Here is a 26,382-nt window from a genome sequence, read left to right on the forward strand (position 1 = left end):
CAGCGCTGCCGCCTCGGCGGCCCCTGGGGCTGACCCCGTGGAGACGGCCCGACTGCGCCTGCGTCCCCTGACGCCGCACGATCTTGAATATCTGGTCGCGCTGCACGGCGATCCCCAGGTGATGGCCTTCGTCACCGGCGCCGGCGAGAGCCGGGAAACGGTCGAGACACGCAGCCTGCCCGATCTGCTGAGCCGCCGCACCTGGCTCCTGTTCGAGGCGGAGACCTTCGTCGGCTGGGCCTCGTTGCGGCTGGAGGGGGACCAGGCGGAGCTGGGCTATCGGCTGACCCGCGCGGCCTGGGGCCGGGGCTACGCCAGCGAAGCGGCCCGGGCCCTGGTCGATCTGGGTTTCCGCCAACTGGGGCTCGCCCGCATCTGGGGCCAGACGATGGCGGTCAATCTGGGCTCCCGGCGGGTGATGGAGAAGGCGGGCCTGGCCTATGTCCGCACCTTCCATCTGGCCTGGGACGCTCCCCTGCCGGGCGCGGAGCAGGGGGAGGTGGAGTACGCGCTGTCGCGGGCCGACTGGCGATAGCCCAAACGAAAACGGGGGCCCCAAAGGACCCCCGTTCCCAACGCTTTGGTTTGACGTGGACTATTCGTGCAGGGCTTCGCCGTGCAGCGAGAGGTCCAGGCCCTCGACTTCGCCCTCTTCCGAGACGCGCAGGCCGGTGGTGAACTTGACCACGAACAGGATGATCAAGGTGACCACGCCGGACCAGGCGATGGTGGCGATGATGCCCAGCGACTGCTTGGCGACGCTGGCGCCTTCACCCAGGCTGTTGATGGCCGGGTCGGCCAGGGCGCCGGTGAGCAGGGCGCCGACGATGCCGGCGATCCCGTGCACGCCGAAGGCGTCCAGGCTGTCGTCATACTTGAGCAGGCGCTTGAGCCAGACCGCGCCGACATAGGCCGCGCCGCCACCGATGATGCCGATGATCAGAGCGCCTTGCGGGTTCACGAAGCCGGCGGCCGGGGTGATGGCGACAAGACCCGCCACCGCACCGGAAGCCAGGCCCAGCATGCCGGGCTTCTTGCGCTCGACCCATTCCACGATCATCCAGGCCAGGGCGGCCGCGGCGGCCGCGATCTGGGTGTTGAGCATGGCGGCCGAGGCGATGCCGTCAGCGGCCCATTCCGAACCGGCGTTGAAGCCGAACCAGCCCACCCACAGCAGGCTGGCGCCGATCATGGTGTAGACCAGGTTGGACGGCGCCATGTTTTCCGCGCCGTAGCCCTTACGCTTGCCGAGCACCAGGGCGCACATCAGGCCCGCGACGCCCGCATTGATGTGAACGACGGTGCCGCCGGCGAAGTCAAGGACGCCCGCGCCCGAGAGCCAGCCGCCGCCCCAGACCCAGTGACAGACCGGCGCGTAGACGAAGATGGCCCACAGGGCGGTGAAGAGCAGCAGGGCCGAGAACTTCATGCGCTCGGCGAAGGCGCCGGCGATGAGGGCGGGCGTGATGATCGCGAAGGTCATCTGATAGACGATCCACAGCATCTCAGGCAGGCCCTTGGCGGCCGAGAAGGCCGTCTCGGTGGTGACGCCGCTGAGGAACAGGACGTCGAAGGAGCCGATGTACTTGTTCAGATTCTCATCGGGGTTCACGCCGAAGGACAGGCTGTAGGTGATGGCCATCCAGACGATCGTCACCACGCAGGTGACGGCGAAGGACTGGGCCACCGTGGCGATGACGTTCTTGCGGCGGACCATGCCGCCGTAGAAGAGCGCCAGGCCGGGAATGGTCATCATCAGAACCAGGGCCGTGGAGGTCAGAATCCAGGCCGTGCCGGAGCCGTCCAGTTCGAGCTTGGCCTGGTGAGCCAGCAGGGCCGGAGCCGCCTCGGCGGCGGCCGGAGCCTCGGCCGCCGGAGCCTCTTCAGGCGCGGGCGCAGCGGCTTCCGGCGCGGGCGCGGCGGCCTCGGCGGCGGGCGGCGCGGCGTCCTGTGCGAAGGCCGGGAACGCCAGGGGCGCTCCGACCAGGGTGGCGGCGGCTAACAGGCCCGCCAGCCGCTTAAATCCGAATGTTTTCATGTGCTATCCCCTTGTCCCGATGAGTTCGCGCTGCGCTCTAGAGCGCCGCAGTGCCGGACTCGCCGGTCCGAATGCGAACCGCGTCCTCGACATTGAGGACGAAGATCTTCCCGTCTCCGATCTTGCCGGTGGCGGCGGCGGCCTTGACGGCTTCCACGGCCTTGGCCGCGGCGCTGTCGTCGACGACGGCTTCCAGCTTCACCTTGGGAACGAAGTTCACCTGGTACTCAGCGCCCCGGTAGATCTCCGTCTGCCCCTTCTGCCGGCCGTAGCCCTTAACTTCCGAGACCGTCAGCCCCTCGACGCCGGCGGCGACAAGCGCTTCGCGCACATCGTCCAGCTTGAAGGGTTTGACGATCGCCATGATCAGTTTCATCGCTCGCTCCTGCGCAGCCCCAAAGATCGGCACGCCCGTGGTGATTTCCCGACCCGTCGCGAGTTCAGCCCCCTCGACGGCATGGCGACGCTACCGAGACACGCCGGTGACGGCGGACGCGGGGTAACAATTGATCAAGGAAAAGTCGTCGGGCGCCCTATTCGCAGGCACATCGCCCCGGGGGTGATCAATTGTTACGCATAAAGCGCCTCCAGAACGCCCATCGGCCTGGTGAAGCTCGGCGGATGGTCGCCAGACCTCGCGTTCACGAACCCGTGATCTGCGGCAACCGCAGGCGCCGCCGTGCGCTGTTTGGCCCGACAGGCCGAGCTCCTCTCCAGGCTCGGTGAGTGGGGGCATCCATTCACCCCGTCATGAGGACCCGATGAATTTGAACCGTATCCTGACCACGACCGCCGCCCTGGCCCTGATGGCCGGCGCCGCCCACGCGCAGACCGCCACCATGCCCGCCAAGGGTCCGGTCGCCGCAGAATCCACCGCCGCGGTCTCCGCCCAGGTGGTCGCCACCGGCGACATCGTGGCCACCGCCAAGGCCTCAGGCCAGTTCACGACCTTCCTAAAGGCCGCCGAGGCCACGAACCTCACCAGCCTGCTCAAGGACAACAAGAACCTGACCGTGTTCGCCCCGACCGACGCGGCCTTCGCGGCGCTGCCGGCGGGCGAACTCGACAAGCTGATGCTGCCCGAGAACAAAGCCCAGCTTCAGAAGGTGCTGATCTACCACGTCATCAACGCCAAGGTGCCCTCGGGCGAGTTCAAGGGCGCGACCCGCAAGGCGGCCACCGTCGCCGGGCCGTCTGTCGAACTGGCGGGCGGGGCGACGCTGAAGGTCAATGACGCCGAGATCGTCCAGGCCGACATCATGGCCACCAACGGCGTCATTCACGTCGTGAACAAGGTGCTGATGCCGCCGGGCGCGATGGCCGCCGCCAATACGGCGGTATCGGCCTCGGCGACAGCGCCGGCGACCCTGCCGGCCACCCAGGTGATGCCGAAACCCAAATAGTCGGGGCTTCCCGGCGCGCCGCGCCGGGTCTTTCACGAACCACCAGGAGCAACGATGATGACTTTTAAGACCCTTCTCGCCGCAGCCGCCGCCACCGCACTGTTGGCCGGCGCCGCCCAGGCCCAGACCATGACCCAGCCGGCCGAATCCTCCATGCCGCCTATGACCGCGCCGGCCGGCGACCCCGCGCCGACGATGGACGGCGCCTCCACCGAAACCTCGGCGGAGGGCGTGTCCTCGACCAGCGTCACGACGCCGATGGCAAGCACCGGCGCGACCACCGATACGTCCGCCAGTCTCACCACCACGACGGTGACCAACGGCCCGGTGGCCGACACCCCGGAGAACCGCGCGCTCTACAAGCCCCTGTCGCGCGCCGGCAAGCGCACGGCCGCCAAGGGTAACTAAAGACTCCCCTACGTGGGTTGAAGCAGAGGTCGGCGGGCCCTATGGTCCGCCGACTTTTTTTGCGCCTGCGAAACAGCTCACATGCCCACCGACAAGCCGCTTTCATTTCAGGGCCTTATCCTGAAATTGCACGACTATTGGAGCCGTCAGGGCTGCGTGATTCTGCAGCCGCACGACGTGGAGGTCGGCGCAGGCACCCTGCACCCGGCCACGGTCCTGCGCGCGCTCGGTCCCAAGTCCTGGCGGGCGGCCTATGTGCAGCCCTCGCGTCGCCCCGGCGACGGCCGCTATGGCGAGAACCCCAACCGCCTGCAGCACTACTACCAGTATCAGGTGATCCTGAAGCCGAACCCCGACAACCTGCAGGAGCTCTATCTGGGCAGCCTGGAGGCCATCGGGCTGAACACCCGCCTGCACGACATCCGCTTCGTCGAGGACGACTGGGAGAACCCCACGGTGGGGGCCTGGGGCCTGGGCTGGGAGGTCTGGTGCGACGGCATGGAGGTGAGCCAGTACACCTACATGCAGCAGGTGGGCGGCCTGGACGTCTTCCCGGTGGCCGGTGAGCTGACCTACGGCCTGGAGCGCCTGGCCATGTACATCCAGGGCGTGGACAACTTCGCCGACCTGGCCTTCAACGATCCCGACGGCCCCGAGCCCAAGACCTATGGCGACGTTTTCCTGGAGAATGAGCGCCAACACTCCGAGGCCAACTTCCACGGCTATGACGTGGAGACCCTGAAGCGCCAGTTCGAGGACATGGAGATCCAGGTCCCGCGCCTGCTGGCCATGACAGGTCCCCAGGGCCAGGCCATCGTTCTGCCGGCCTATGACCACGTGTTGAAGGCCAGCCACCTGTTCAACCTGATGGATGCGCGCGGGGCGATCGCCGTGGCCGAACGCCAGAGCTACATCGGCCGCATCCGCGACCTGACCAAGATGTGCGCCCTGGCCTGGGTGAAGAACGAGGGGGGCGCGGCGTGAGCTTCGAGCGCCGTCCGCACCTTCCGGGCGCCGTTGGCCGCGCGCGCAATCTCCGCCGCGCGATGACGCTGCCGGAGAAGCGCCTTTGGGCGGAGCTTCGGAAGCTCGGCCTGAATATCCGGCGGCAGGCGCCTCTCGGTCGCTACGTCGCTGACTTCGCCTGCCATGCGGCGCGGCTCGTGATCGAACTCGACGGCCCGCGCCATGATCTCGAAGCGTCGCAGATCTACGACCACGAACGCACGCAGTGGCTGGAAACTCAGGGCTACCGTGTCCTGCGCTTCCGCAACGACGAGGCCTTGGGCGATCCCTGGGGCCTCGCCGAAAAGATCGCCTGCGAGATTCGCGCCTCCAAAGCCCTCCCCCTCGATGGGGGAGGGTTGGGTGGGGGTGTATCCGAACCGATGACGCAGTGGACGCAGGTCGGCGCCGGCGCCCATGTGCGCCAGTCGCCCCGACTCTGCGCGTTCACCCCCATCCCCGACCCTTCCCCCATCGAGGGGGAAGGGGGATTTTTCCAACCCCCGTCGCCGGTCGTCCCGATGTCGCCGCGAACGGGAGGATAGTCATGCCCCAACTTCTGATCGAACTATTCTCCGAAGAGATTCCCGCGCGCATGCAGGCCCAGGCTGCGCGTGATTTCGAACGCCTGGCCCGCGAGCACCTGGCGGGCGAGGGCCTGATTCCGGAGGCCGTGAAGTCCTTCGGCGGTCCGCGCCGCCTGACCCTGGTGGCCGAGGGCCTGCCGGCCAGCCAGGGCGACCGCCATGAGGACCGCAAGGGTCCTCGCGTCGGGTCCCCAGACCAGGCCATGGAAGGGTTCCTGCGTTCCACCGGCCTGACCCGCGAACAACTCGTGGAGAAGGACGGCGTCTGGTTCGCCCACATCCACCGCCAGGGCCGCCCGACGCCGGAGATCATCGCCGAGATGGTCGAGAAGATCGTTCGCGACTTCCCCTGGCCCAAGTCCATGACCTGGGGTCGCGGGACCCTGCGCTGGGTGCGGCCGCTCAAGCGCATCGTCTGCGTCTTCGACGGCGGGGTCGTGCCCTTCAGCGTCGACGGCGTCGAGGCTGGCAATATCACCGAGGGCCACCGCTTCATGGGCTCGGGTCAGCCCTTCAAGGTGCGCGACTTCGACGAATACGCCGACAAGCTGGCCAAGCACTTCGTGATCCTCGACCCAGAGGAGCGGAAGGACCGCATCCTGGACGGCGCCAAGACCCTCTGCTTCGCGCGCAATCTGGACCTGGTGGACGACGAGGGCCTGCTGGACGAGGTGGCGGGCCTGGCCGAGTGGCCGACCCCGGTGCTGGGCGACATGGAGCCGGCCTTCCTGGACCTGCCGCCGGAGGTCATCCGCACCTCCATGCGCACCCACCAGAAGTATTTCGCGGTCCGTGATCCCTCCACCGGCAAGCTGGCGCCGCACTTCCTGACCGTGGCCAATATCGAGGCCGCCGACGGTGGCGAGGTGATCGCGGCGGGCAACGCCAAGGTGCTGTCGGCCCGCCTGTCGGACGCCCGCTTCTTCTGGGACGAGGATCGCAAGACCACCCTGGAGGACCGGCTGGAGAAGCTTAAGGGCGTCACCTTCCACGCCAAGCTGGGCAGCCTCTATGAGCGGGTCGAGCGGCTGGAGCTGCTGTCCAAGGCCATCGCGCCGCGGGTCGGCGCCGATGTCGCCAAGGCCGTGCTGGCCGCGCGCCTGGCCAAGGCCGACCTCGGCACGGGCATGGTCGGCGAGTTCCCCGAGCTGCAGGGCCTGATGGGCGGCTACTACGCCCGTGAGGAAAAGATCAGCGGCGTCGTCGCCGATGCGATCCGCGACCACTACCGCCCGGTCGGCGCCAATGACGACGCGCCCGACACCCCGGTCACCATGGCTGTGGCCCTGGCCGAAAAGCTCGACACGCTCACCGCCTTCTTCGCCATCAACGAAAAGCCGACGGGCTCGCGCGACCCCTACGCCCTGCGCCGCGCGGCGCTCGGTGTGATCCGCATCCTGCTAGGCTCGGAAGCCCGCGCCCCGGTCCGCGAGCTGGTGGGGGACTGGTACCGCTCCCTGCGCTGCTTCGTCGATCCGGGCCGCGCCCTCTACGTCTCCACCCGGCGCACCACCGGATATCTGGGCCCGTTGTCGCGCAGCCCCTCGGAGGTCTTCGAGACCTATGTCGAGGAGTTCGAGGACGCCCTGCTCGAGGGCAAGCCCTACGTCGTGGCCACCGAGGAAGACTTCGACATCCGCTTCGACCGTTCGGCCGCGGCCGGCGACGCGCCTGAGGGCGAGGTGATCTACGAATTCCGCCCCTATAGCGTGGTGGCCGACGAGGTCATGGCCTTCTTCGCCGACCGCCTGAAGGTGGTGCTGCGCGACCAGGGCAAACGCCACGACCTGGTGGACGCGGTCTTCGCCCTCGGCGACGACGACCTGGTGCGCATCGTGGCCCGGGTCGAGGCCCTCGACGGCTTCCTCAAGACCGAGGACGGCAAGAACCTGCTGGCCGGCGAGAAGCGCGCTCGCCAGCTGCTGCAGGCCGAGGAAAAGAAGGGCCCGCTGCCAGCTGGGCCGGCGGTCGCCATGGCCGGCGCCTCGCCCGAGGAGACCGCCCTGATCGGGGCGATTTCCCTTGCGGAACCCGCGGTGGGGCGTGCATTGCACAACGAAGATTTCGCGGGCGCCATGCGTGCTTTGTCGGGACTTCGCGGCCCTGTGGACGCCTTCTTCGAGAAGGTTTTGGTGAACTCGGAGGTCGCGGCGGAACGTGAGAACCGTCTGCGGCTTCTGGCACAGGTGCGCGACGCGATGGGTCGCGTCGCGGACTTCTCTTTGGTGACGGGTTAGGAGACCTCAAGGATGCCGACCGATACGCTGACGAAGTCGCGCTGGGTCTATTCCTTCGGCGGGGGCGGCGCCGACGGCGACGCGTCCATGAAGAACCTGCTGGGCGGAAAGGGGGCCAATCTCGCCGAGATGTCCTCCCTGGGCCTGCCTGTGCCCCCCGGCTTCACCATCACCACCGAAGCCTGCGTCCACTACTATTCCAACGACAAGAGCTATCCCGAGGGCCTGAAGGAACAGGTGATCTCGGGCCTGGCCAAGGTGGAGACCATCACCGGCAAGGTGTTCGGCGACGCCGGCAACCCGCTGCTGGTCTCGGTGCGCTCGGGCGCCCGGGCCTCCATGCCGGGCATGATGGACACCGTTCTCAACCTGGGCCTCAACGACCAGACGGTGGAGGGGCTGGCCAAGCTGGCCGGTGACCGCCGCTTCGCCTTCGACTCCTATCGCCGGTTCATTCAGATGTACTCCGCGGTGGTCCTCGACCTGGATCACCACATGTTCGAAGATATCCTGGACGAGCAGAAGGAGCGCCTCGACGTCACCGTCGACACCGCCCTTTCCGCCGAGGACTGGGAAAAGGTCGTCGGCGCCTACAAGGCCGCCGTCGAGCGCGAGCTGGGCCACCCGTTCCCGCAGGATCCGCAGGCCCAGCTCTGGGGCGCCATCAGCGCGGTGTTCGCCAGCTGGATGAACGACCGGGCCAAGTTCTATCGTCGCATGCACGACATCCCCGAGAGCTGGGGGACCGCCGTCAACGTCCAGTCGATGGTGTTCGGCAACATGGGTGACAGCTCCGCCACCGGTGTCGCCTTCACCCGCAACCCCTCCACCGGCGAGGCCCGCCTCTACGGCGAGTTCCTGATCAACGCTCAGGGGGAGGACGTCGTGGCCGGCATCCGTACGCCCCAGGCCCTGACCCGGGCCGCCCGCGAGGAGATGGGCGAGAAGTCGCCGTCCATGGAGGAGGCCCTCCCGGACGTCTTCAAGGAGTTCAAGTCCGTCGTCGAGAAGCTGGAAACCCACTATCGCGACATGCAGGACATCGAGTTCACCGTGGAGAAGGGGCGCCTCTACATGCTCCAGACCCGCAACGGCAAGCGCACCGCCAAGGCGGCGCTGAAGGTTGCGGTGGATCTCGCCAATGAGGGCCTGATCACCAAGGAAGAGGCGGTGATGCGCATCGAGCCCGGTTCGCTCGACCAGCTGCTCCACCCCACCATCGACCCTGCGAGCCCGCGCGACGTCATCACCTCGGGCCTGCCCGCCTCGCCCGGCGCGGCCACCGGCAAGGTGGTCTTCGACGCTGACGAGGCCGAGAAGATGGCCGCCGCCGGCGAGTCCGTGATCCTGGTCCGCGAAGAAACCAGCCCGGAAGACATCCACGGCATGCACGCCGCCAAGGCGATCCTCACGGCGCGGGGCGGCATGACCAGCCACGCCGCCGTGGTGGCCCGCGGCATGGGCCGGCCCTGCGTCTCCGGCGCCAGCGAGCTCTATATCGACGACGCGGCCCAGACCTTCCGGGCCCGCAACCGCACCTTCAAGGCCGGTGACATCATCACCATCGACGGCTCCAAGGGCGAGGTGCTCTCGGGCGCCGTGCAGATGATCGAGCCGGAGCTGACGGGCGACTTCGCCGCCCTGATGGTCTGGGCCGACGCGATCCGCCGCCTGAAGGTCCGCGCCAACGCCGAGACCGCCACCGACGCCGCCGCCGCCCGGCAGTTCGGGGCCGAGGGCATCGGCCTGGTGCGGTCCGAGCACATGTTCTTCGACGCCGTCCGCATCGCCGCGGTGCGCGAGATGATCCTGGCCGACGACCGGGCCGGACGCGAACAGGCGCTGGCCAAGATGCTGGTCATGCAGCGCGAGGACTTCGTCCAGCTGTTCGCCATCATGGAGGGCCTGCCGGTCACGTTCCGACTGCTTGACCCGCCGCTGCACGAGTTCCTGCCCCACACCGCCGAGGATGTGGAGGCGGTCTCCAAGGCCACCGGCCTGGACGCCGCCAAGCTGCTGGCCCGCGCCAAGGAGCTGCACGAGGTGAACCCCATGCTGGGCCACCGCGGCTGCCGCCTGGGCGTGGCCTATCCCGAGATCTACGAGATGCAGGTCCGGGCGATCCTGGAGGCCGCCATCGAGGTGGTGCAGTCTGGCAAGGCCGCGCCGATCCCGGAGATCATGCACCCCCTGGTGGCCAAGGGCCTGGAGATGAAGTTCCTGCGCGAACTCACCGACCGGGTCGCGAAGCAGGTCATGGCCGAAAAGGGCGTAACCATCACCTACATGGTCGGCACCATGGTGGAGTTGCCCCGCGCGGCCATCCGCGCCGACGACCTGGCCGAGCACGCCGAGTTCTTCTCCTTCGGCACCAACGACCTGACCCAGACGACCTTCGGCATCAGCCGCGATGACAGCGGCCGTTTCCTGGGCGCCTATATCGACAAGGGCATCTTCGAGCGCGATCCCTTCGTGACCCTCGACCAGGAGGGCGTCGGCGACCTGATCCGCATCGCTGTGGAGCGCGGCCGCAAGACCCGCCCCGACATCAAGCTCGGCATCTGCGGCGAGCACGGCGGCGACCCGGCCTCCATCGACTTCTGCGAGAAGGTCGGCCTGGACTACGTCAGCTGCTCGCCCTTCCGGGTGCCGATCGCCCGTCTGGCGGCGGCTCAGGCCGCCATCGGCGAGCGCGAGAAAGACCGGTGACGAAGACCGCCACCACAGCCAGGAGCCTTGCCGACGGGATCGCCGGAGTCTTGCCGAAAGCAAAACCGGCCCGCGCGATGGGATCTGGAGCGGTGGGCGCCGGAGCTGTGGGCGCGGTGGCCTTCGGGTCCTTCGCGGTTGGAGCCCTGGCGGTGGGGGCGTTGGCGATCGGCGCTCTGGCGATCGGTCGCCTGACGGTTGGACGAGCCCGCATCAGGCGTCTCGAAATCGACGAACTCGTCGTCCGCAAACTGACCGTCCTCGACGGCAAGCCCAAACCCCAGGAGACCTGAGATGGCCGCACGCATTCACGGCGCGCTCTATCCCGCCCCCTCCGAAGGCCTTCCGCTGATCATCGCCATCTTCAAGGACGGTCAGTTGGCGGGCTGCAACATCGCGCCCTCGGAGGCCGAGGGCGAGGCGATGATCAAGACCGCCGTGGCCGAGCTGCAGCGCCTGGAAGTCATGTCCAACCTGCCGGCTAACACCATCAGCGTGCGCCGGCCGGTGCAGCCAAGGTAGGGATGGCCTCGCTCGGCCACAGTTGCGCTGGTCATTCGAGGACCCGTGCCCATCTTGCGGAAATGCCCAGCCAAATCCCCCTCGCCACCATCGGCTACGAGAGCCAGACCCAGGACGCGGTGATCGCCCGACTGAAGGCCGCCAAGGTGTCGGTGCTGATCGATGTCCGCGCGGTGGCCGCCTCCCGTCGCGCTGGCTTCTCCAAGACCCTGCTGGCCGCCAGCCTCGCCGCGGCCGGGATCGAATACCTCCACCTGCGCCAGCTGGGCACCCCCAAGCCTGGCCGCGACGCGGCGCGCAAGGGCAGGGTGGAGGAGATGACGGAGATCTTCGAGGCGCACATGGCCGAGCCGGCCGCCCAGCTGGAACTGGCCCGCGCCACCGCCATCGCCGCCGACCGCAAGACCGCGCTGCTCTGCTACGAGGCCGACCCTTGCGGCTGCCACCGCAAGATCCTGGCCGAGACCATCGCCGCGGAGCTCGGCTGCGACATCGAGAACCTCTAGGCGGAAGTTTCCCGTGCAGGGTCGCGCGCGCCGTGTGAGCGGCGCCACCCGCCCAATCTGATCCGCCTCAGGGCTGCTGCTCGAACTCGGCGTCGATCACCAGTTCGATGGGGTCGGCGAACACCGGCGGCATACCAAAGTCGGCCGGCTTGATCCTGGTGGTGGCGGTCATGCCGATGCGCGGTTTGCCGAAGCCCTTGCCGGCCCCCACCAGCACCACATCGAAGGTGATCGGCCTGGTCTTGCCCATCAGGGTGAGGTCGCCGTCCACCTGGCCATGGGTGGCGTCGGTCCTGCGGAAGGCGGTGGAGACGAAGGTCGCCGTCGGATTGGCCTTGGCGCCCAGGTACTTGGCTGAGATGTCGGCGCCGAAACCGGCCACGTTGGTCGCGACGGTTCCGGTCTCCACCGTTGCGGTGACCGAGGACTTGGCCGGCGAGGCCGGATCCCAGACCAGGGAGCCCGCCGCCTTGTCGAAGCGGAAGACGCTGATCGAGTAGCCCAAGTGGGGAACCCGGGCGAGAACCGACGCGTGGTCCTTGTCCAGCTTGTAGGTCCCGGCCGGCGCCAGGCCGGCGTCGGGCTCGCCACAGAAAATCCCCGCCGGCACACCGGGCGGGCAGGCGCCGTTCGCCGCCAGCGCCTGGTCGGCGAAGGCCTGGGAGATGGCCAGGCTGGCGCTCACGGCCAGCAACGACTTCAGAAGATTGGTCATACCCAAGCACCCTTGTTTTCGGTGGTCCTGTCTCAAGGACGAACCGCCGAACCCACGCCCGACAATGGACCTGACCCTTTTGTCAGGCGCCCGGGACCGCGACCAGGGACTCTCCGAGCAGCTCCTGCAAGAGAGCGGTGCGCGGATAGGGATGATGCCGGTACTGGCGGAACCCCTCGGCCAGGGCCACGCCGAAATCGCGGCCGCGCCTGCGGGTCCAGGCCTCCATCGAGGCCTGGTGGTCGCTGATGTCGTGCTGCTTGGAGACCCAGCTGTCCTGGCTCTTGTGGGCCGCGAGCATGGCCTGCTTGGTGGCGAAGTGGCCGCCCACGTCGACGCCGAAATCGGGGATCACCTTCACCCCCTCGCGGTCGCGGCCGCCGATGGGGTCCATGAAATAGAGATGCGGGATGCCCGTCAGGACGGGCGCGTCGCCGGTCCTGTAGTTGGGGACCGAGGCGGCGAAACAGGCGTCGCGGACCAGTACGCTGACGGCCTCATGGTCGGGGTGGTAGTCGGCCGGTGAGGCCGTCAGCACGATGTCGGGCGCGGCCCAGCGGATCATCTCGGTCACCCGGCGCCGGCAGGGATCGTCGTTGAACACGCACAGATCGGGGATGTCGCCACAGCGGTAGTCGGCCCCGATCAGGGCGGCCGCCATGGCGGCTTCGGCCTTGCGGATCTCGGCGGTCTCGGTCGGCCCGGTCTCGTTGGAGCCGCAGTCTCCGGCCGTCACCGTGACGATCTTCAGGTCATGCCCACGGGCGGCCAGCAGCGCCATCGTGCCGGCGGCCAGGGTCTCGATGTCGTCGGGATGGGCGTGGATGGCGAGGATCGTGGTCATCGCCCCTTATCGCCCGGCGTCCGCCCGGCGGGAAGGTGAGACAAATTTCACCTGACAAGCCTAGGCTTATCTGGCTTTTTCCACCCCATATTCGGGAGGGTAGGGGCATGGCCCAATTCGATGCGGCCGCGGCGACGCAGGCCTATCTCGCGACATTGCCGCCGGAGGCCCACGCCAAGGCCACGGCCTATACCCAGGGCGGGCACTGGGTGCTGCTGTGGACCGCCGTGGTGGCGGTGGTGGTCGCCTGGCTGGTGCTAAAGTCCGGCGTCCTGGTGAAGGTCCGCAACGGCGTGGAGGCCGGAGGGAGCCGCCCCTGGCTGGCCGTGGCCGCGGTCGTCGTGGTCGACATGCTGATCGAGGGCCTGCTGATCCTGCCCTGGTCGGCCTATGAGGACTGGTGGCGGCAGAAATCCTACGGCCTCACCGACCAGGCCTTCGGCGGCTGGGCCGGCGAGACCCTGCTCATGCTGGCGATCTCGCTGATCATGACCGTGGCCCTGGCCACCGGCGTCTACGCCCTGATGCGGAAGGCCCCCAAGACCTGGTGGGCCTGGGGCGGCGGCCTGGTGGCGGTGGCCTTCATGGTGATCATGGTGGTGTCCCCGGTGTTCATCGAGCCGCTGTTCAACACCTACACGCCGGCGCCGCCCGGCCCGGTGCGAGACACGGTCGTCACTATGGCCAACGCCAACGGCGTCCCCTCCGACAAGATCTATGTCTATGACGGCTCCAAGCAGTCCAACCGCTACACGGCCAATGTCTCGGGCCTGTTCGGCACCGCCCGCATCGCCATGAGCGACACGATGTTCAAGCAGGGCGCCGACCTGGCTGAGGTCAAGGGCGTGGTGGGGCACGAGATGGGCCACTACGTCCACACGCACTCCATCTGGCTGGCCTCGGCCTTCGGCGCCCTGGCCCTGGTGCTGTTCTTCCTGGTGGACCGGTTGTTCGCGCCTGTCGCGCGGCTGCTGGGCGCCAGGGACATCAGCGGGGTTTCCGACCCCGCCGGCCTGCCGGTGGTCTGGATCATCATGGCCGTGCTGGGCCTGCTGGCGACGCCCATCACCTCGTCCCTGATAAGGGTGGCCGAGACCGACGCCGACCTATTCTCGCTGGAACGCTTCAACGAGCCGGACGGCCTGGCCAAGGCCCTGGTCAAGACCATCGAATATCGCGCCGCCACCCCCTCCAAGCTGGAGGAGGTGCTGTTCTACGACCATCCTTCCGTCGGCAGCCGTGTCCGCATGGCGATGGACTGGAAGGCCGCCCATCCCCCCAAGAGTGAGCCGATCTACTGACGGGCCCCGGTTCCGGAAGGTCCTGAGGCCTACCGCTTCCTGACGAAGACCGTGCCGGCGGAGTAGCCGGCGCCGAAGGAGCAGATCAGGCCGGTGTCGCCGGCCTGGAAGTCCTCATTGGCGCTGTGGAAGGCGATGATCGAACCGGCCGACGAGGTGTTGGCGTAGGTGTCGAGGATGATGACGTTCTCGCCGGGCGCAGGATCGCGGCCCAGCACCCGCTTGCCGATCATGACGTTCATGTTGATGTTGGCCTGGTGCAGCCACAGGCGCTTCAGCCCCGTGGGATCCACCCCCAGGTCGCCGGCGTGCTGGACGATCATCTCCGACACCATCGGCACCACCTCGCGGAACACCTTGCGGCCCTCCTGGACAAAGAGCTTGTCCGCCGCCCCGACGCCCTCAGGCGCCGCGCGGTTCAGGAAGCCGAAGTTGTTGCGGATATTGTTGGAGAACTCGGTCTTCAGGCGTGTGCCCAGGATTTCCCAGCCTTGACCTGGCTTGGCGAGGTCTTCGCGTTCGACGATCACGGCCGTCGCCACGTCGCCGAAGATGAAGTGGCTGTCGCGGTCGCGGAAGTTCAGGTGGCCCGAGGTGATCTCCGGATTGACCACCAGCACCGCGCGGGCCGAGCCCGTGGCGATGTAGTCGGCCGCCGTCTTGATGCCGAAGGTGGCCGAGGAGCAGGCGACATTCATATCGAAGCCGAAGCCTTCGATGCCCAGGGCCTGCTGGATCTCGATGGCCATGGCCGGATAGGCGCGCTGCATGTTCGAGGCCGCGCAGATCACCGCGTCGATCTGGCTGGCGTCCTTGCCCCAGCGGGCGATGGCGTCACGGGCCGCGGCCACGCCGATCTCCGCCATCACGGAAAGCTCGTCGTTGGAGCGTTCCGGGATAGACGGCGTCATCACCGCCGGGTCGATGACGCCGGCCTTGTCCACCACGAACCGCGACTTGATCCCCGAGGCTTTCTCGATGAACTCGACGGAGGAGGGGGTCAGGGCCTCCACCTCGCCGGCCTCGATGCCTGCGGCGTGCTCGGTGTTGAAGTTGGCGACGTAGGTGTTGAAGGCCTCCACCAGCTCGGCGTTCGAGACGCTCTGAGGCGGGGTGTAGAGGCCGGTGGCCGCGATCACGGCTGAGTGCAAGGCGTCGTCTCCCGGTACAAGGGGCCCCTGTCTGGGGCGTCTGCGGCGTTGATAGCATGGGGGAGGCCGACAGGCCGATAGCCCTCCCCACCTACTTGCACACTCCCAAGGCTAAGCTTCTGAAAAGCTGCACCTACTTCACCTCTAGGTTGCCGTTGCGGCGCGTCCATGGGCCCGATTCCCGCGACTTCAAGTCTGTGGCGGAGCGGCCACATCTGGTGGGATACCGATGTTGTCATCCTAATCTGCACGGAAAACAGGCTTGTTTCGCGGCCGATGCATGCCATTTGCGCAGCCTGGGCAATGAAACCCAGAGTTGGAGTATCAAAAAAATGAAGTCTCTCATCGCACTCGCGGCCACCGCCGCTGTTCTTGTCGCCGCCCCGGCCGTCGCCTCGGCGCAGTCGATGTCGCCCACCACCTTCTACGGCTCGATCGGCTACGCCAACGCCGCAATCGACGACGTGAACCTGGGCGCCGTCCAGGGCCGCCTCGGCGCCCGCTTTGGCCAGTATGTCGGCGTCGAAGGTGAAGTCGCCGGCGGCGTCAAGGAAGACAGCGTCCGCATCGGCGCGGTCAATGTCGACGTGGAACTGAAGCACCAGGTGGCGATCTACGGCGTCGGCTATCTGCCGCTGAACCCGCAGTTCGACCTGCTGGCCCGCGTGGGCTACGGCAACTCCAAGATCGAAGCCTCGGCGCTCGGCGCCGCCGCCGCCGCCGATGGCGACAGCTGGAACTACGGCGTCGGCGGCCAGTACTTCTTCGACGAGAAGAATGGCGTGCGCGTCGACTACACGCGTCATGACTTCAAGGACTCCAGCGACGACGCTGACGTCTGGGCGGTCGCCTACACCCGCAAGTTCTAAGACCCACGCAGCGTCACGGCCGGGTACATCCCGGCCGTGACGTGACCGCGTTTCGAACGCCGGTCTCCAACGCCAGCGCGCCTCGCGCGCACCTGTGTCCGCCGGGGCACACCTCCGGCCCCGCCACATTGTTTCCGTCCATTGTCGAGGAACGGACCTAGGACCGCCGTGTTTGAAGGCGACTTGGGACCTGCTGGGGAGCTGAACCAACGAGTTGGAGTAACCTATGAAGTCTCTCATCGCCCTGGCGGCAACGACCGCCCTGACCCTCGCCGTCCCCGCCATCGCCTCGGCGCAGTCCCTCTCCCCCACCACCGTGTACGGCTCGCTCGGCTATGCGAACGCTAATATCGACGACGTGAACCTGGGCGCCATCCAGGGCCGCGTCGGCGCCCGCTTTGGCCAGTATCTCGGCGTCGAGGGCGAGTTGGCCGCTGGCGTCAAGGAAGACAGCGTCAATGTCGCCGGGACTTCGGTGGATGTGAAGCTGCAGCACCAAGCCGCCATCTACGGCGTTGGCTACCTGCCGGTCTCGCCGCAGGCCGACCTCTTCGCCCGCGTCGGCTACGGCACGTCCAAGATCAAGGCGTCCGCCGCCGGGGCTTCGGCGGCCGATGACGGCGAGAGCTGGAACTACGGCGTCGGCGGCCAGTACTTCCTGGACGACAAGAACGGGGTCCGCCTCGACTACACCCGTCACGACTTCAAGGACGCCAGCGAGAACGCCGACGTCTGGGCTATCGCCTACACGCGCAAGTTCTAGGTTCGGAACCTCGGCCGGGCCGACATCGTTGATGTCGCGCCCGGCCCCCGCCTTTGGGCCTGATCCCCTATTCGAAGAGAAAAATCATGGCCGACCCGATGACCTCCTCCGCCAACGGAACCACGGCTAACGGAACAGCCGCCGATCTGGCTGACGCCACCGCCGCCCTCGATCCGGTCGCCGCCTCGGCCAGGAACGCCAGGGCCAGCGCGTCGGACTCGCTCAGCGAGGCGGCCGACGCCATGGGCAAGGCCCCCGCCGCGCTCAATGAAGCCGCCCACAGCCTGCTGAGCGCCGCCCGCACCTTGCTGGAAGGCAAGACCGAGGTGGTCGTCGCCAAGAGCCAGGAGGTCTATGGCAAGGTGAAGGAACGCGCCGTCGAGCGCTTCGGCGACACCGACGTCCTGGTCCGTGAGAAGCCCTATGTGGCCCTCGGCATCGCCGCGGCCGCCGGCTTCCTGCTGGGTCACCTGATCAGCTCGGGTCGCAGCCAGGTGGTGTACCTACGCGACGACCGCTAATGTCCTGGAGGGGTTCATACGCCTCTCCTCTGCGGCGAATGCGCGCTATTTTGCCTGAAATCGGGGTCTCTCGGCCCCGTTTCCCTTGCGTCAAGGTCGCCATAGCCCGCGAATCTGCGCAAACCCTTGCCTCCCTTGCGTCGATACGCGAGGCGCAACAAAGACAACCGGAGGTCACATGACCCAATCTGAGTTTATCGAACAGGTCGCCACGGCCGCCGGGACCACCCAGGCCGAAGTCGGCCGCGTGCTGGAAGCCATGGTCGCCACCGTCTCGGGCGCTCTGACCGGCGGCGGCGATGTCCGTCTCTCGGGTCTCGGCGTGTTCGACGTCGGCGCTCGCGCCGCCCGTGAAGGCCGCAACCCCTCCACCGGCGAAGCGATCAAGATCCCGGCCTCCAAGGCCGTGCGCTTCCGCGCCGCCAAGGGCCTCAAGGACGCCGTCAACGGCGTGAAGCCCGCCAAAAAGAAGTAAGTCCCGCCCGGGTCTCCCGCGCGACAGATTGCAGGCAGGGCCGTCCCCATGGGGCGGCCCTGTTTTGTTTCGGCGCCCAGCCTGGAAATGGTCAAGCCAACCTGAACACCAGCCAACGGGCTGCTTCCATGCCCGTTCAGGTGGAGCGGCGCCTTATGGCGGTCATCGCGGCTCGGGCCGCAACAGAGGTGACGCATGCAAGACGAGGTTTCCAACCCCAATCCCGCCGAAGCCGGCCAGGCGGCCGCGCAGATCATCACCTACGCCCAGTTCCTCAGCGCCAAGGCGCGTCGCGATCTGGATCGGATCGCAGCAGGTGAACCGGCGCCGCATGGCTATCCGTGGGCCCATCTGTTCGAACCCCCTGCGAACTGATCGCAAGACGGGGAACTTCCGCCAATCCCGCAAGTTGCTCCACCATGTCGCCTTTAGTGCTTTTGGTTGAAGATGAAGTCCTGGTCCGTCTTACGGCCGCCATTGGGTTGGAGGAGGCGGGGTTCACCGTCATCGAGGCCGATGACGCCGAGCAGGCCGTGGCGATCCTCAACAGTCATGACGACATCTGCGCGGTGTTCACCGATGTGAACATGCCCGGGTCCATGGACGGCATCGACCTGGCGCAGCTCGTGCACGCCCGGTGGCCCGATGTCCGCATCCTGGTGACCACCGGCGGCGCGGATCTCTCGGGCGGACTGCCCGATGGCAGCGACTTCGTCTCCAAGCCGTATCACGCGGACCAGGTTGTCAGCTGTCTGAGGCGCGCCCTGGCGGCCTAGAATGCCGCGTCCACGCCCTTGACGCTGGTCCGCCCACGGCGGACTTTCCTGTCAGGGAGAACACGCCTTGGACAAACAATTCGCGATCCAGTTCGCTGGATCCTTCGCGGCGGTGGCCCTGCTGGTGGCCCTGGCCGCCTGGGCCAAGATCGCCAAGCCCATGTCGCCGCTGAGCGAGGCCCGCGCCCGGGCCCTGTTCGCCGATGAGTTCCCGGGCAGGGCCCTCGACGCGCTCTGGGTCACAAATGATGGTCGCGGCGCCCTGGCCCGCTCGGGCGCCTCGGCCCTGGTGCTGTGCGAGGTCGGCGACGGTTACGCCGCCCGTCACATCCCCTGGGCCCAGGCCGTGGCCGCCAGCTTCCGCGACGGGGTGCTGAAGCTCGACCTGGCGGACGTCTCGGCGCCTCGGGCGCGTCTGGCCTTTGACTCCTGGCCGCCAGCAGGCGGCGCCTGATGGATCCGCTCAAGGCCCCGTTCGATCCGGTCACCCTGGCGATCCCGTTCTTCGTCCTGACCATCATTCTCGAGATCGCGCTCACCCGCTTCAAGGCGGTGAAGAGCCACTACGAGACCAAGGACACCATGGCCTCCCTGGGCATGGGCCTGGGCAGCAATGTGGCGGGCCTGCTCACCGGCGGCGCGGCCGTGGCCGCCACGGTCTGGGTCTGGCAGCACCGGGTGTTCGACATCCCCATGACCGCCATCTGGGCCTGGGTGGCGATCTTCTTCCTGGAGGACCTGACCTATTACGGGTTCCATCGCCTCAGCCATGAGCGGCGCTTCTGGTGGGCCGCCCACGTCAATCACCACTCGTCGCAGCACTACAACCTGTCCACCGCCCTGCGGCAGACCTGGACCGGCGGCCTGGCTGGCACGTGGGCGCTCTGGCTGCCGCTGGCCTTCCTGGGCTTCCCGCCGGCCATGCTGGCGATCCAGAAGGGGATCAGCCTCGTCTACCAGTTCTGGATCCACACAGAGGCGATTGGCCGGATGCCGAAGTGGTTCGAGGCGGTGTTCAACACACCCTCGCACCACCGGGTCCATCACGCCCGCAACCCCCGCTACCTCGACCGCAACTACGCCGGTATCCTGATCATCTGGGACAAGCTGTTTGGCACCTTCCAGCCGGAGCTGGACGAGGAGACGCCGCGCTACGGCATCGTCAAGAACCTGGGGAATTTCAACATTCTCCGCGTGGCGTTTCACGAGTGGGGCGGGATCGCCAAGGACCTCGCCGGCTCGCGGTCCCTGCGAGAGGTCGGGGGCTATCTGTTCGGCCCCCCCGGCTGGAGCCCCGATGGCTCCCGCGACACATCGGCGACCCTGAAAGCCCAGTGGGAGGCGGGGCAGGCCAAGTCCGACACTCCCGACGTCGCCGCCTAGGCCCGAGATACCTCGTTCGGGCCAAGCGGGAACCTTCACCATGGCGTCCCCGTTGATGGGGCATGGAGCCGCACACCAGCGACAAGATCGTGCCCATCGACGACAATCCGATGGTGCGCCTGCTGCAGGTCCTAGCGGAATTCGCCGAGGAGCGCCGGCCCGGCGAGTCTTCGGACCGCCAGTACGCCCGCCGCGCCTTCCCCGGCTCGCGGTTTTCCTCGGTCTTCGACCCGCGCCACTGACCGCCGCGCCCGCGCGTGCGGGCGGACTCTGCCCCCGCGCCGGAAAGGTGTAGCCTCCCCCGTTGGCCGAGGCCGCGTTCGGCGCGCCTGCCAAACGGGGGTGCGTGATGAGCATCAGACTTCCGATCTTGCCGGCCCTTGCGGCGGGCGCCCTTCTGGCGGCCGGTCCGCCAGCCTCGGCCCAGCCGGTGACCCAGCACGTGGAGGACGCCAGGCTGCACTACCTGCGCAAGGACCATCTTTGCGAGCTGCGTCTGGGGGGCTTCATTGGGCTCACCAAGCCCGAGAACAATCCAACCCAGGCCGACCTCGACCTGATGCGCGAAATCTACGCGGTCGCCGACCGCATCATTTATGACGCCGAGATCCTGGCCAAACAGGTGGGGCCGGAGGCGGACAAGCGCGTCATCGACGAACTGCTGCCGGGCTGGTACGCGGCCCTGAAACACGGTGACGGCCAGCCCGACAAGGCCGCTATCCTGCGCGCCGACCTGACACCTGGCCTGCGGGACTGCGTCGAACACGCCCAGACTCTGCCCAAGCCGCCCGCGTCCTGGTATTAACGGCCGCCTAGTCTCGGAGCAGCAGCGGCAGGCTGAGCCCTGACACCGGCCGGGCGCCCAGGATTTCGCGGCGGAAGCGGAACAACTCGGCGGGCCGCCCGCCCGTGTCGGTGTCCATCCGGCCAAGTCCCTCCACCATGTCGGCGCGCTCCAGCGCCCGGCGGAAGTTCTGCTTGTGGAGCGGCACGCCGGCGATGGCCTCCACGGCCCTTTGCAGGAAGGACAGGGTGAAGGCCTCGGGCATCAGTTCGAACACCACCGGCCGATATTTCAGCTTGCCCCGCAGACGTGACAGGGCCGTGGCCAGGATCCGCCTGTGGTCGGAGAACATCGGCTCGCCCATGGCCGCCGCCAGGGCGGGGGAGGGCGCCCCTTCGCCCCGGTCGCGGGCGGCTTCCGGCGCCAGGCCCGCCTCATAGAGCAGCTCGTAGCGCTCCAGCACCCGCTCCTCGTTCCAGGGCGCGTCGTCCAGGGCGAATAGCAGGCGGGCGGCCGAGCGGCGGCGGCTGGCCTCCGGGCCCGGCGCCGCGCCCGCCCATTGCCGCAGGGCGGGCTCGAGGGCCGACAGCGCGGCGGGGCGCCCCTCGCGCCAATCCTCATAGGGGAAGAACCGGCTCCAGTCGGCCCAGGTGGTGTCCGGGGCGTGAGTGTCCACCGCCTGAGGGGTCAGGGCCAGGTAGCCCACCGAGATCACCCGCGCGGCCCCGGTCCCCACGCCCATGTCGGCCAGGGGTGCGTCGCGGCCCTTGTCGCCAAAGGTGTAGAGCTGCTCGACATAGCCGAGGTCGAACCGGGTCTGGGCCGTCACGAAGGCGCGCAGGGCCAGTTCGAAGGTCCGGTGGCCGTCAGGGTCAAAGGGGCCGAAGGGCAGGCCGGCCTGCTGCCCCCGCGGCCGGACCGTCAGCACCACGGCCTGGCCGTCGCGTATGGCCACCACCACCGCCGACAGCCCGATGACGACGGCGCGGTCCATCCTAGTGCCGGGCCGGGAAATCGAAGGGTGTGCCCTGGCTCACAAAGTCATTGCCGCCCATCGCGGCGATCGCATCGGCCATACGGCCGCGCCGACCCAGGATGTCATCCGCAAGGGCGATGATCCGGCGGTTCGGATAGGCGTGGCTGGCCGCCCGACGCATCAACAGCGCCATCTCCCGCTCGTCGGCGTCGGGATTGCGCGCGCAGGCCAGGACAAAGGCGCTGGCGGTGGACCGGCTGATACCGGCCCAGCAGTGGATCAGCATCGGGGCGTCCCCCTTCCAACGGCTTCCGAAGGCCAGCAGGTCATGGACCAGCTGCTCGTCGGGCGGGATCATGCCCTCCATCGGCTCGGCGATGTCGTTGACCCCCAGGCGCAAATGGTTGGCGGCCTCGATCCCCGCGGGCGTGGCGATCATGCTGGCCGGGTCCAGCAAGGTCACCATGTGCGAGGGCCGCCGCGCCTTGATCACGGCGGGAACCTCGGCCAGCCCGCAGATGATGAAGGACACGCTCACTCCGTATCGAACGCGGCTGGGCCGACGGAGAAGCCCGCCGCTTCCGACAACACCTGGTACCGCTGCACGTAGCGTAGCTGGGCCTGGGCCGCCGACAACGGCTCGATGTGCAGGTGGTAGCCCGCCGGCGGCGGGTCGAAGAACTCCACGGATTCGTCGACCCCGAATCCCGCCAGCTGGGTCGCCTCGAAGTAGGCGCAGGCCCGGTCGGCCCGCTTGATCAGCTTCTTCACGCTCAGCGGGACCTTGGCGGGCAGGCCAAAGCGTGTGTGGATCGCATGTTCCAGCCGTTCCTCGAACAGCTTGTAGTCGTAGCCGAGCGCCGCCTTGAACGGGCTGATCATGTCTCCGATGACGTATTCCGAGGCGTCGTGCAGCAGGGCCGCCAGCCGCCAGCGCGGTTCCAGGTCGGGCTGGATGTGGGCGCAGATCTCCTCCACCACCACCGAATGCTGGGCCACGGAGAAGGCGTGCTCGCCGATCGTCTGTCCATTCCAGCGCGCGACGCGGGCCAGTCCGTGGGCGATATCCTCGATCTCGATATCCATCGGCGAGGGGTCAAGCAGGTCCAGACGGCGCCCCGAAAGCATGCGTTGCCACGCCCGGGGTTCTTTCGCGGTTCTATGCAGCCCTTTCCTCACGGACGCGTTCCTCTCACACTCAAGCTCGTGACCTGAACCAGGACTTGAGAAAGATCAATGTGCGGGTCCATCGTCGTCACCACTGTGCACCAACGCGAAGGGGAAACACATGAGCTGGGCTAGAATCATGACGCCGCTGTCCGGCGGCGAGGGCGACAAGGCCGCCGTGAAGGCCGCCGCCCTGCTGGCCGAACCTTTCGGCGCCGAGCTTGCCTGTGTCTACACCCCTGCCGATGTCGCTGATGTGATGCCCTGGATGGGCGAGGGTTTTCTGGGCGGAGTCCAATCCACCGCCCTGGAATCCCTAAAGGAGGCCGCGGCCGCCGGCGAGGTCAAGGCCCGCGCCGCCGTGGAAGCCTGCGCCTACGCCAAGGCTGAGTTTATCTCCCTGCAGACTCCGGTCTGGGCGGGGCTCTCCGCCGAGAGCCGTCTTTCCGACGTGGTGGTCTTCACCAACGACCCGCCGCGCGGACGCGGCCCCCTGGCCGAGGCCTTCCAGCAGATGGTGGCCGACGAACAGCGCCCGGTTCTGATCGCCCGTGAGGGCTTCAAGACCGGCGGCGTGATCGCCGTGGCCTGGGACGGGGGCAAGGAAGCCTCCCGCGCCGCGCGTCTGGCCATGCCGCTTTTGGAAAAGGCCTCCCGCGTGGTGATCCTCGCCGCGCCCAAGGCCAGCTCGCGTAGCTTTGATCCCGCGCGTCTGCAGGCCTATTTCGCCGCCCGCAACGTTGTGGCTGATGTCGACATCCTGCCGGACTCCGGCGACGCCGCTCCGCTGCTGCTCTACGCCACCAAGAAGGCCAACGCCGACATTCTAGTGGCCGGCGCCTTTGGGCACCCGCGCCTGCAGGAGTTCATCTTCGGCGGCACGACCCGTTCGCTGCTGGCGGCTGATCAGCCGTCCCTGTTCCTTTCCCACTAGACCGAAAGCGTACCGTCATGAGCCTCTCGCGCATCGTCATGCGGCTTGCCCGCAATCCGGGCACCGAGTTCGCGGGAGGCGATGACCACCGTGGCTATTCGCTGACCGCGCCGCTCACTTCCGACGGCCACATCGACGAGGCGGCCTACGCCAAGGCCAAGGCGCGGTGCACCGTGCGTCGCTTCACGCCCGATGAAGAGGCCACCGACGGTCGCCTGGCCAAGCGTGGCGCCCGCTGGTTCTTCGACTATGAGGCCGACGACACAGCCGACGACGAGCCGGTCCACCGCCTGGGCGACCATCGGTTCGCCGTTGGCGAATATGTCACCGTCGCCGACGAGGACGGCCGGCCCCTGACCTACAAGGTCGTGGAAGTACAGGCGGTCTAGAGCGGTCCGGGGCGATCAGGTCCCGCCGTTGCGGCGGACCAGGGTCTTGACGTCGTCGTACATGTCGTCGTGCCGGCTGTTGGCGGTCGACTTCACCACCGCGACGACGATCGGGCCCTTCTTGGGACCCGACGCTTCATAGCCCAGGTACTTGTACCCGCCGGTGAGGTCGTCGCCGGCGTAGATGAAGGTGGCGCGCAGGCCGCGCTTCTCCCGTGACAGCGCCTCGCCGCGCATGCGGACGTCCCGGTACATCTTGATCGTGGCCGTCGAGCTGTCGCCGTCGGCCTTGATGTGGATCGGGCCGACCTGGACGTTGGCCTTGTCGCCCTCGGCCTTGATGTGCAGGCCCGGCAGGTCGACCTGGGTGTGTTCCTCGCCGGTCTCGGTGTCGACCTTGGCCTGAATCCTGGGGCGGCCCTCATCGGCTTCGCCGACCGCGGGGTCAATGGCCGCGTCTATCTTCGCGTCCGCCCGGGCCTCGGCCTCGACGCGTGCGGCTTCGGCGGCCGCTCCAGGCGCGGCGGTCGTGTCGGCGCTGGCGGCGACAGGCGAGCCGCCAAGGGTCTTGAGTTCAGCCTCGAGCGTGGCGAGCGTCGCCACTGCGTCGCCCTTCACCGGCATGCGGGTCAGGGTGATCTGGGCGCCGTCGCTCTCGCGATAAACGCAGCTCTGCCCGTCGGCTGCGGCGCTGACCCGGGTCAGGCTGCCTTCGGTCGGGGGGCATTCCAGCTTGGCCTTCAGGGCGGCGGGCCTCTGGCAGGCGGTGAGCGCTAGGGCCGAGGCGGCCAGCAACAGCAGGGTCTTCATAAGAAAAAGGGCTCCGATCCCGTTCGTATCAACGGTGACCGGAGCCCTCGATCAGGTCGAGTGAATTCGTCGTAAGCGTTATTGGCCCGGACGCGAGCCCGCGCCTTCGCGGCGGGCCAGGAAGGCCAGGCGCTCGAACAGGTGCACGTCCTGCTCGTTCTTCAGCAGGGCGCCGTGCAGCGGCGGGATCAGCTTGGTGGGATCCTTCTCGGCCAGCGCCGCGGCGTCGATGTCTTCGACCATCAGCAGCTTCAGCCAGTCGAGCAGTTCCGAAGTCGACGGCTTCTTCTTCAGGCCCGGCACCTTGCGCATGTCGTAGAAGATCCGCAGGGCCTCGGCGACCAGCTTCTGCTTGATGCCCGGATAATGGACTTCGACGATCTCGTTCATCGTCTCGGCTTCCGGGAAGCGGATGTAGTGGAAGAAGCAGCGGCGCAGGAAGGCGTCCGGCAGCTCCTTCTCGTTGTTGGAGGTGATGATCACGATCGGCCGGACCTCGGCCTTGATCGTCTCATTGGTCTCGTAGACGTAGAACTCCATCCGATCGAGTTCCTGCAGCAGGTCGTTCGGGAATTCGATGTCGGCCTTGTCGATCTCGTCGATCAGCAGGACCGGGCGCTTGTCGGCGGTGAACGCCTCCCAGAGCTTGCCCTTCTTGATGTAGTTGCGGACGTCCTTCACCCGCTCGTCGCCGAGCTGACTGTCGCGCAGGCGGGTCACCGCGTCGTACTCATAGAGGCCCATAGTCGCCTTGGTGGTCGACTTGATGTGCCAAGTGATCATCTCGGCCCCGAGCGCCTTGGCAATCTCGAAGGCCAGCACGGTCTTGCCGGTGCCGGGCTCGCCCTTGATGAGCAGCGGACGCTCCAGCGCGATGGCCGCGTTGACCGCGACCTTCAGGTCCTCGGTCGCGACGTAGTTGTCCGTGCCTTCGAAACGCTGGCTCATTCAGGCTCCCCGGCGGGCGTCTGAACCCGCATTCGAACAGTTGTTTGTCTCGGGCAACCTATAGGGCGCGGCGCGATGATCAAGCGCTTCCGCGATGGGCCTAGCGGTTGGGCTTCGCCCGGGTCTGGCCGGCGCGGTCTTCGGCGTAGCCCATCTCCTTG

33 protein-coding genes are annotated in these 26,382 nt (G+C 67.6%); 23 read left to right on the plus strand and 10 right to left on the minus strand.

Annotated features, from left to right (window positions below; translation table 11 throughout):
• The coding region (locus tag RMO97_RS10800) for a GNAT family N-acetyltransferase (RefSeq protein WP_310540965.1) at positions 1–535 on the plus strand (535 nt) is incomplete at its 5' end.
• A gap of 60 nt (positions 536–595) precedes the next feature.
• Here RMO97_RS10800 and RMO97_RS10805 read toward each other — a convergent pair.
• Together RMO97_RS10805 and RMO97_RS10810 are read right to left on the minus strand one after the other, a co-directional pair.
• Complete coding sequence (locus RMO97_RS10805; RefSeq protein ID WP_304776634.1) at positions 596–2,038, minus strand: ammonium transporter; 1,443 nt, start codon at positions 2,036–2,038, stop codon at positions 596–598.
• A 37-nt stretch (positions 2,039–2,075) separates the two neighbouring features.
• Complete coding sequence (locus RMO97_RS10810) at positions 2,076–2,414, minus strand: P-II family nitrogen regulator (protein WP_215339866.1); 339 nt, start codon at positions 2,412–2,414, stop codon at positions 2,076–2,078.
• 385 nt (positions 2,415–2,799) lie between these two features.
• Between RMO97_RS10810 and RMO97_RS10815 the strand changes: the two genes are divergently transcribed.
• The 9 genes from RMO97_RS10815 to RMO97_RS10855 all read left to right on the plus strand — a co-directional run bounded on the left by RMO97_RS10815 (position 2,800) and on the right by RMO97_RS10855 (position 11,415).
• The gene (locus tag RMO97_RS10815) at positions 2,800–3,441 is read left to right on the plus strand and encodes a fasciclin domain-containing protein (protein ID WP_310540966.1); all 642 of its coding nucleotides are present in this window, start codon (positions 2,800–2,802) and stop codon (positions 3,439–3,441) included.
• A gap of 54 nt (positions 3,442–3,495) precedes the next feature.
• Positions 3,496–3,849, plus strand: coding sequence for a hypothetical protein (locus RMO97_RS10820; RefSeq protein WP_310540967.1), 354 nt, complete (start codon positions 3,496–3,498; stop codon positions 3,847–3,849).
• Between the two features lie 81 nt (positions 3,850–3,930).
• Positions 3,931–4,833, plus strand: a complete 903-nt coding sequence (locus RMO97_RS10825) for a glycine--tRNA ligase subunit alpha (protein WP_310540968.1) — start codon at positions 3,931–3,933, stop codon at positions 4,831–4,833.
• Complete coding sequence (locus RMO97_RS10830) at positions 4,830–5,399, plus strand: endonuclease domain-containing protein (protein WP_310540969.1); 570 nt, start codon at positions 4,830–4,832, stop codon at positions 5,397–5,399. Before RMO97_RS10825 ends, RMO97_RS10830 begins: the two co-directional genes overlap by 4 nt.
• 2 nt (positions 5,400–5,401) lie before the next feature.
• The gene (gene glyS / locus RMO97_RS10835; RefSeq protein ID WP_310540970.1) at positions 5,402–7,678 is read left to right on the plus strand and encodes a glycine--tRNA ligase subunit beta; all 2,277 of its coding nucleotides are present in this window, start codon (positions 5,402–5,404) and stop codon (positions 7,676–7,678) included.
• Between the two features lie 12 nt (positions 7,679–7,690).
• Positions 7,691–10,387, plus strand: coding sequence for a pyruvate, phosphate dikinase (gene ppdK, locus RMO97_RS10840; RefSeq protein ID WP_310540971.1), 2,697 nt, complete (start codon positions 7,691–7,693; stop codon positions 10,385–10,387).
• Positions 10,384–10,680 carry a hypothetical protein gene (locus tag RMO97_RS10845; RefSeq protein ID WP_310540972.1) on the plus strand — a complete coding sequence of 99 codons (297 nt, stop codon included), beginning with the start codon at positions 10,384–10,386 and terminating at the stop codon, positions 10,678–10,680. The genes ppdK and RMO97_RS10845 overlap by 4 nt, the downstream gene beginning before the upstream one ends.
• Before the next feature lies 1 nt (position 10,681).
• Complete coding sequence (locus RMO97_RS10850) at positions 10,682–10,909, plus strand: hypothetical protein (RefSeq protein ID WP_310540973.1); 228 nt, start codon at positions 10,682–10,684, stop codon at positions 10,907–10,909.
• 62 nt (positions 10,910–10,971) lie between these two features.
• A complete protein-coding gene (locus RMO97_RS10855) occupies positions 10,972–11,415 on the plus strand; it encodes a DUF488 domain-containing protein (protein ID WP_310540974.1) in 444 nt (147 codons plus the stop codon).
• Positions 11,416–11,482: 67 nt separating this feature from the next.
• Here the strand turns inward: RMO97_RS10855 and RMO97_RS10860 are convergent, their stop codons facing one another.
• Both RMO97_RS10860 and RMO97_RS10865 read right to left on the minus strand, forming a co-directional pair.
• Positions 11,483–12,130, minus strand: coding sequence for a YceI family protein (locus RMO97_RS10860; RefSeq protein ID WP_310540975.1), 648 nt, complete (start codon positions 12,128–12,130; stop codon positions 11,483–11,485).
• An 82-nt stretch (positions 12,131–12,212) separates the two neighbouring features.
• Positions 12,213–12,974: a PIG-L family deacetylase gene (locus tag RMO97_RS10865; RefSeq protein ID WP_310540976.1), complete on the minus strand. Its 762-nt coding sequence runs from the start codon at positions 12,972–12,974 to the stop codon at positions 12,213–12,215.
• 107 nt (positions 12,975–13,081) lie between these two features.
• Here RMO97_RS10865 and RMO97_RS10870 point away from each other — a divergent pair, with 107 nt between their 5' ends.
• On the plus strand, positions 13,082–14,275 hold the full coding sequence (locus RMO97_RS10870) for a M48 family metalloprotease (RefSeq protein ID WP_310540977.1): 1,194 nt from the start codon (positions 13,082–13,084) through the stop codon (positions 14,273–14,275).
• Positions 14,276–14,304: 29 nt separating this feature from the next.
• Here the strand turns inward: RMO97_RS10870 and RMO97_RS10875 are convergent, their stop codons facing one another.
• Complete coding sequence (locus RMO97_RS10875) at positions 14,305–15,426, minus strand: beta-ketoacyl-ACP synthase III (RefSeq protein WP_310540978.1); 1,122 nt, start codon at positions 15,424–15,426, stop codon at positions 14,305–14,307.
• Positions 15,427–15,758: 332 nt separating this feature from the next.
• Here RMO97_RS10875 and RMO97_RS10880 point away from each other — a divergent pair, with 332 nt between their 5' ends.
• The 10 genes from RMO97_RS10880 (at position 15,759) to RMO97_RS10925 (ending at position 21,018) form a co-directional block, all read left to right on the plus strand.
• Positions 15,759–16,295, plus strand: a complete 537-nt coding sequence (locus tag RMO97_RS10880) for a porin family protein (protein WP_310540979.1) — start codon at positions 15,759–15,761, stop codon at positions 16,293–16,295.
• Positions 16,296–16,521: 226 nt separating this feature from the next.
• Entirely contained in the window at positions 16,522–17,058 is a 537-nt protein-coding gene (locus RMO97_RS10885; RefSeq protein WP_310540980.1) for a porin family protein, read from the plus strand.
• 86 nt (positions 17,059–17,144) lie between these two features.
• Positions 17,145–17,579 carry a glycine zipper domain-containing protein gene (locus RMO97_RS10890; RefSeq protein WP_310540981.1) on the plus strand — a complete coding sequence of 145 codons (435 nt, stop codon included), beginning with the start codon at positions 17,145–17,147 and terminating at the stop codon, positions 17,577–17,579.
• Between the two features lie 178 nt (positions 17,580–17,757).
• Entirely contained in the window at positions 17,758–18,054 is a 297-nt protein-coding gene (locus RMO97_RS10895) for an HU family DNA-binding protein (protein ID WP_310540982.1), read from the plus strand.
• Between the two features lie 195 nt (positions 18,055–18,249).
• On the plus strand, positions 18,250–18,429 hold the full coding sequence (locus RMO97_RS10900) for a hypothetical protein (RefSeq protein ID WP_310540984.1): 180 nt from the start codon (positions 18,250–18,252) through the stop codon (positions 18,427–18,429).
• Between the two features lie 56 nt (positions 18,430–18,485).
• On the plus strand, positions 18,486–18,830 hold the full coding sequence (locus tag RMO97_RS10905; protein WP_310540985.1) for a response regulator: 345 nt from the start codon (positions 18,486–18,488) through the stop codon (positions 18,828–18,830).
• A gap of 67 nt (positions 18,831–18,897) precedes the next feature.
• Complete coding sequence (locus tag RMO97_RS10910; RefSeq protein ID WP_310540986.1) at positions 18,898–19,284, plus strand: hypothetical protein; 387 nt, start codon at positions 18,898–18,900, stop codon at positions 19,282–19,284.
• Positions 19,284–20,213: a sterol desaturase family protein gene (locus RMO97_RS10915; protein ID WP_310540987.1), complete on the plus strand. Its 930-nt coding sequence runs from the start codon at positions 19,284–19,286 to the stop codon at positions 20,211–20,213. The genes RMO97_RS10910 and RMO97_RS10915 overlap by 1 nt, the downstream gene beginning before the upstream one ends.
• 62 nt (positions 20,214–20,275) lie before the next feature.
• A complete protein-coding gene (locus tag RMO97_RS10920) occupies positions 20,276–20,455 on the plus strand; it encodes a hypothetical protein (protein ID WP_310540988.1) in 180 nt (59 codons plus the stop codon).
• A gap of 107 nt (positions 20,456–20,562) precedes the next feature.
• Entirely contained in the window at positions 20,563–21,018 is a 456-nt protein-coding gene (locus RMO97_RS10925; protein ID WP_310540989.1) for a hypothetical protein, read from the plus strand.
• Between the two features lie 7 nt (positions 21,019–21,025).
• On the opposite strand, the gene RMO97_RS10930 is transcribed toward RMO97_RS10925, so the two are convergent.
• From RMO97_RS10930 to RMO97_RS10940, 3 genes are read right to left on the minus strand one after another with little or no spacing between them, the layout of a single operon-like run.
• Positions 21,026–21,991, minus strand: coding sequence for an NrtR DNA-binding winged helix domain-containing protein (locus RMO97_RS10930; RefSeq protein WP_310540991.1), 966 nt, complete (start codon positions 21,989–21,991; stop codon positions 21,026–21,028).
• 1 nt (position 21,992) lies between these two features.
• Positions 21,993–22,505: a hypothetical protein gene (locus RMO97_RS10935; RefSeq protein ID WP_310540993.1), complete on the minus strand. Its 513-nt coding sequence runs from the start codon at positions 22,503–22,505 to the stop codon at positions 21,993–21,995.
• 2 nt (positions 22,506–22,507) lie between these two features.
• Positions 22,508–23,152 carry an HD family hydrolase gene (locus RMO97_RS10940; protein ID WP_310540994.1) on the minus strand — a complete coding sequence of 215 codons (645 nt, stop codon included), beginning with the start codon at positions 23,150–23,152 and terminating at the stop codon, positions 22,508–22,510.
• Between the two features lie 109 nt (positions 23,153–23,261).
• Between RMO97_RS10940 and RMO97_RS10945 the strand changes: the two genes are divergently transcribed.
• Positions 23,262–24,074 (plus strand): universal stress protein, encoded by an 813-nt coding sequence (locus tag RMO97_RS10945; RefSeq protein WP_310540996.1) that lies wholly within the window; start codon positions 23,262–23,264, stop codon positions 24,072–24,074.
• Positions 24,075–24,091: 17 nt separating this feature from the next.
• Entirely contained in the window at positions 24,092–24,463 is a 372-nt protein-coding gene (locus RMO97_RS10950; RefSeq protein WP_310540998.1) for a hypothetical protein, read from the plus strand.
• Positions 24,464–24,478: 15 nt separating this feature from the next.
• Here RMO97_RS10950 and RMO97_RS10955 read toward each other — a convergent pair whose 3' ends face one another.
• The gene (locus RMO97_RS10955; RefSeq protein ID WP_310541000.1) at positions 24,479–25,273 is read right to left on the minus strand and encodes a hypothetical protein; all 795 of its coding nucleotides are present in this window, start codon (positions 25,271–25,273) and stop codon (positions 24,479–24,481) included.
• Between the two features lie 78 nt (positions 25,274–25,351).
• Positions 25,352–26,221, minus strand: coding sequence for a MoxR family ATPase (locus RMO97_RS10960; RefSeq protein ID WP_310541001.1), 870 nt, complete (start codon positions 26,219–26,221; stop codon positions 25,352–25,354).
• Between the last annotated feature and the right edge of the window lie 161 nt (positions 26,222–26,382).

Source organism: Phenylobacterium sp., assembly GCF_031425575.1.
In the GTDB taxonomy this organism is placed as follows: Bacteria; Pseudomonadota; Alphaproteobacteria; order Caulobacterales; family Caulobacteraceae; genus Phenylobacterium.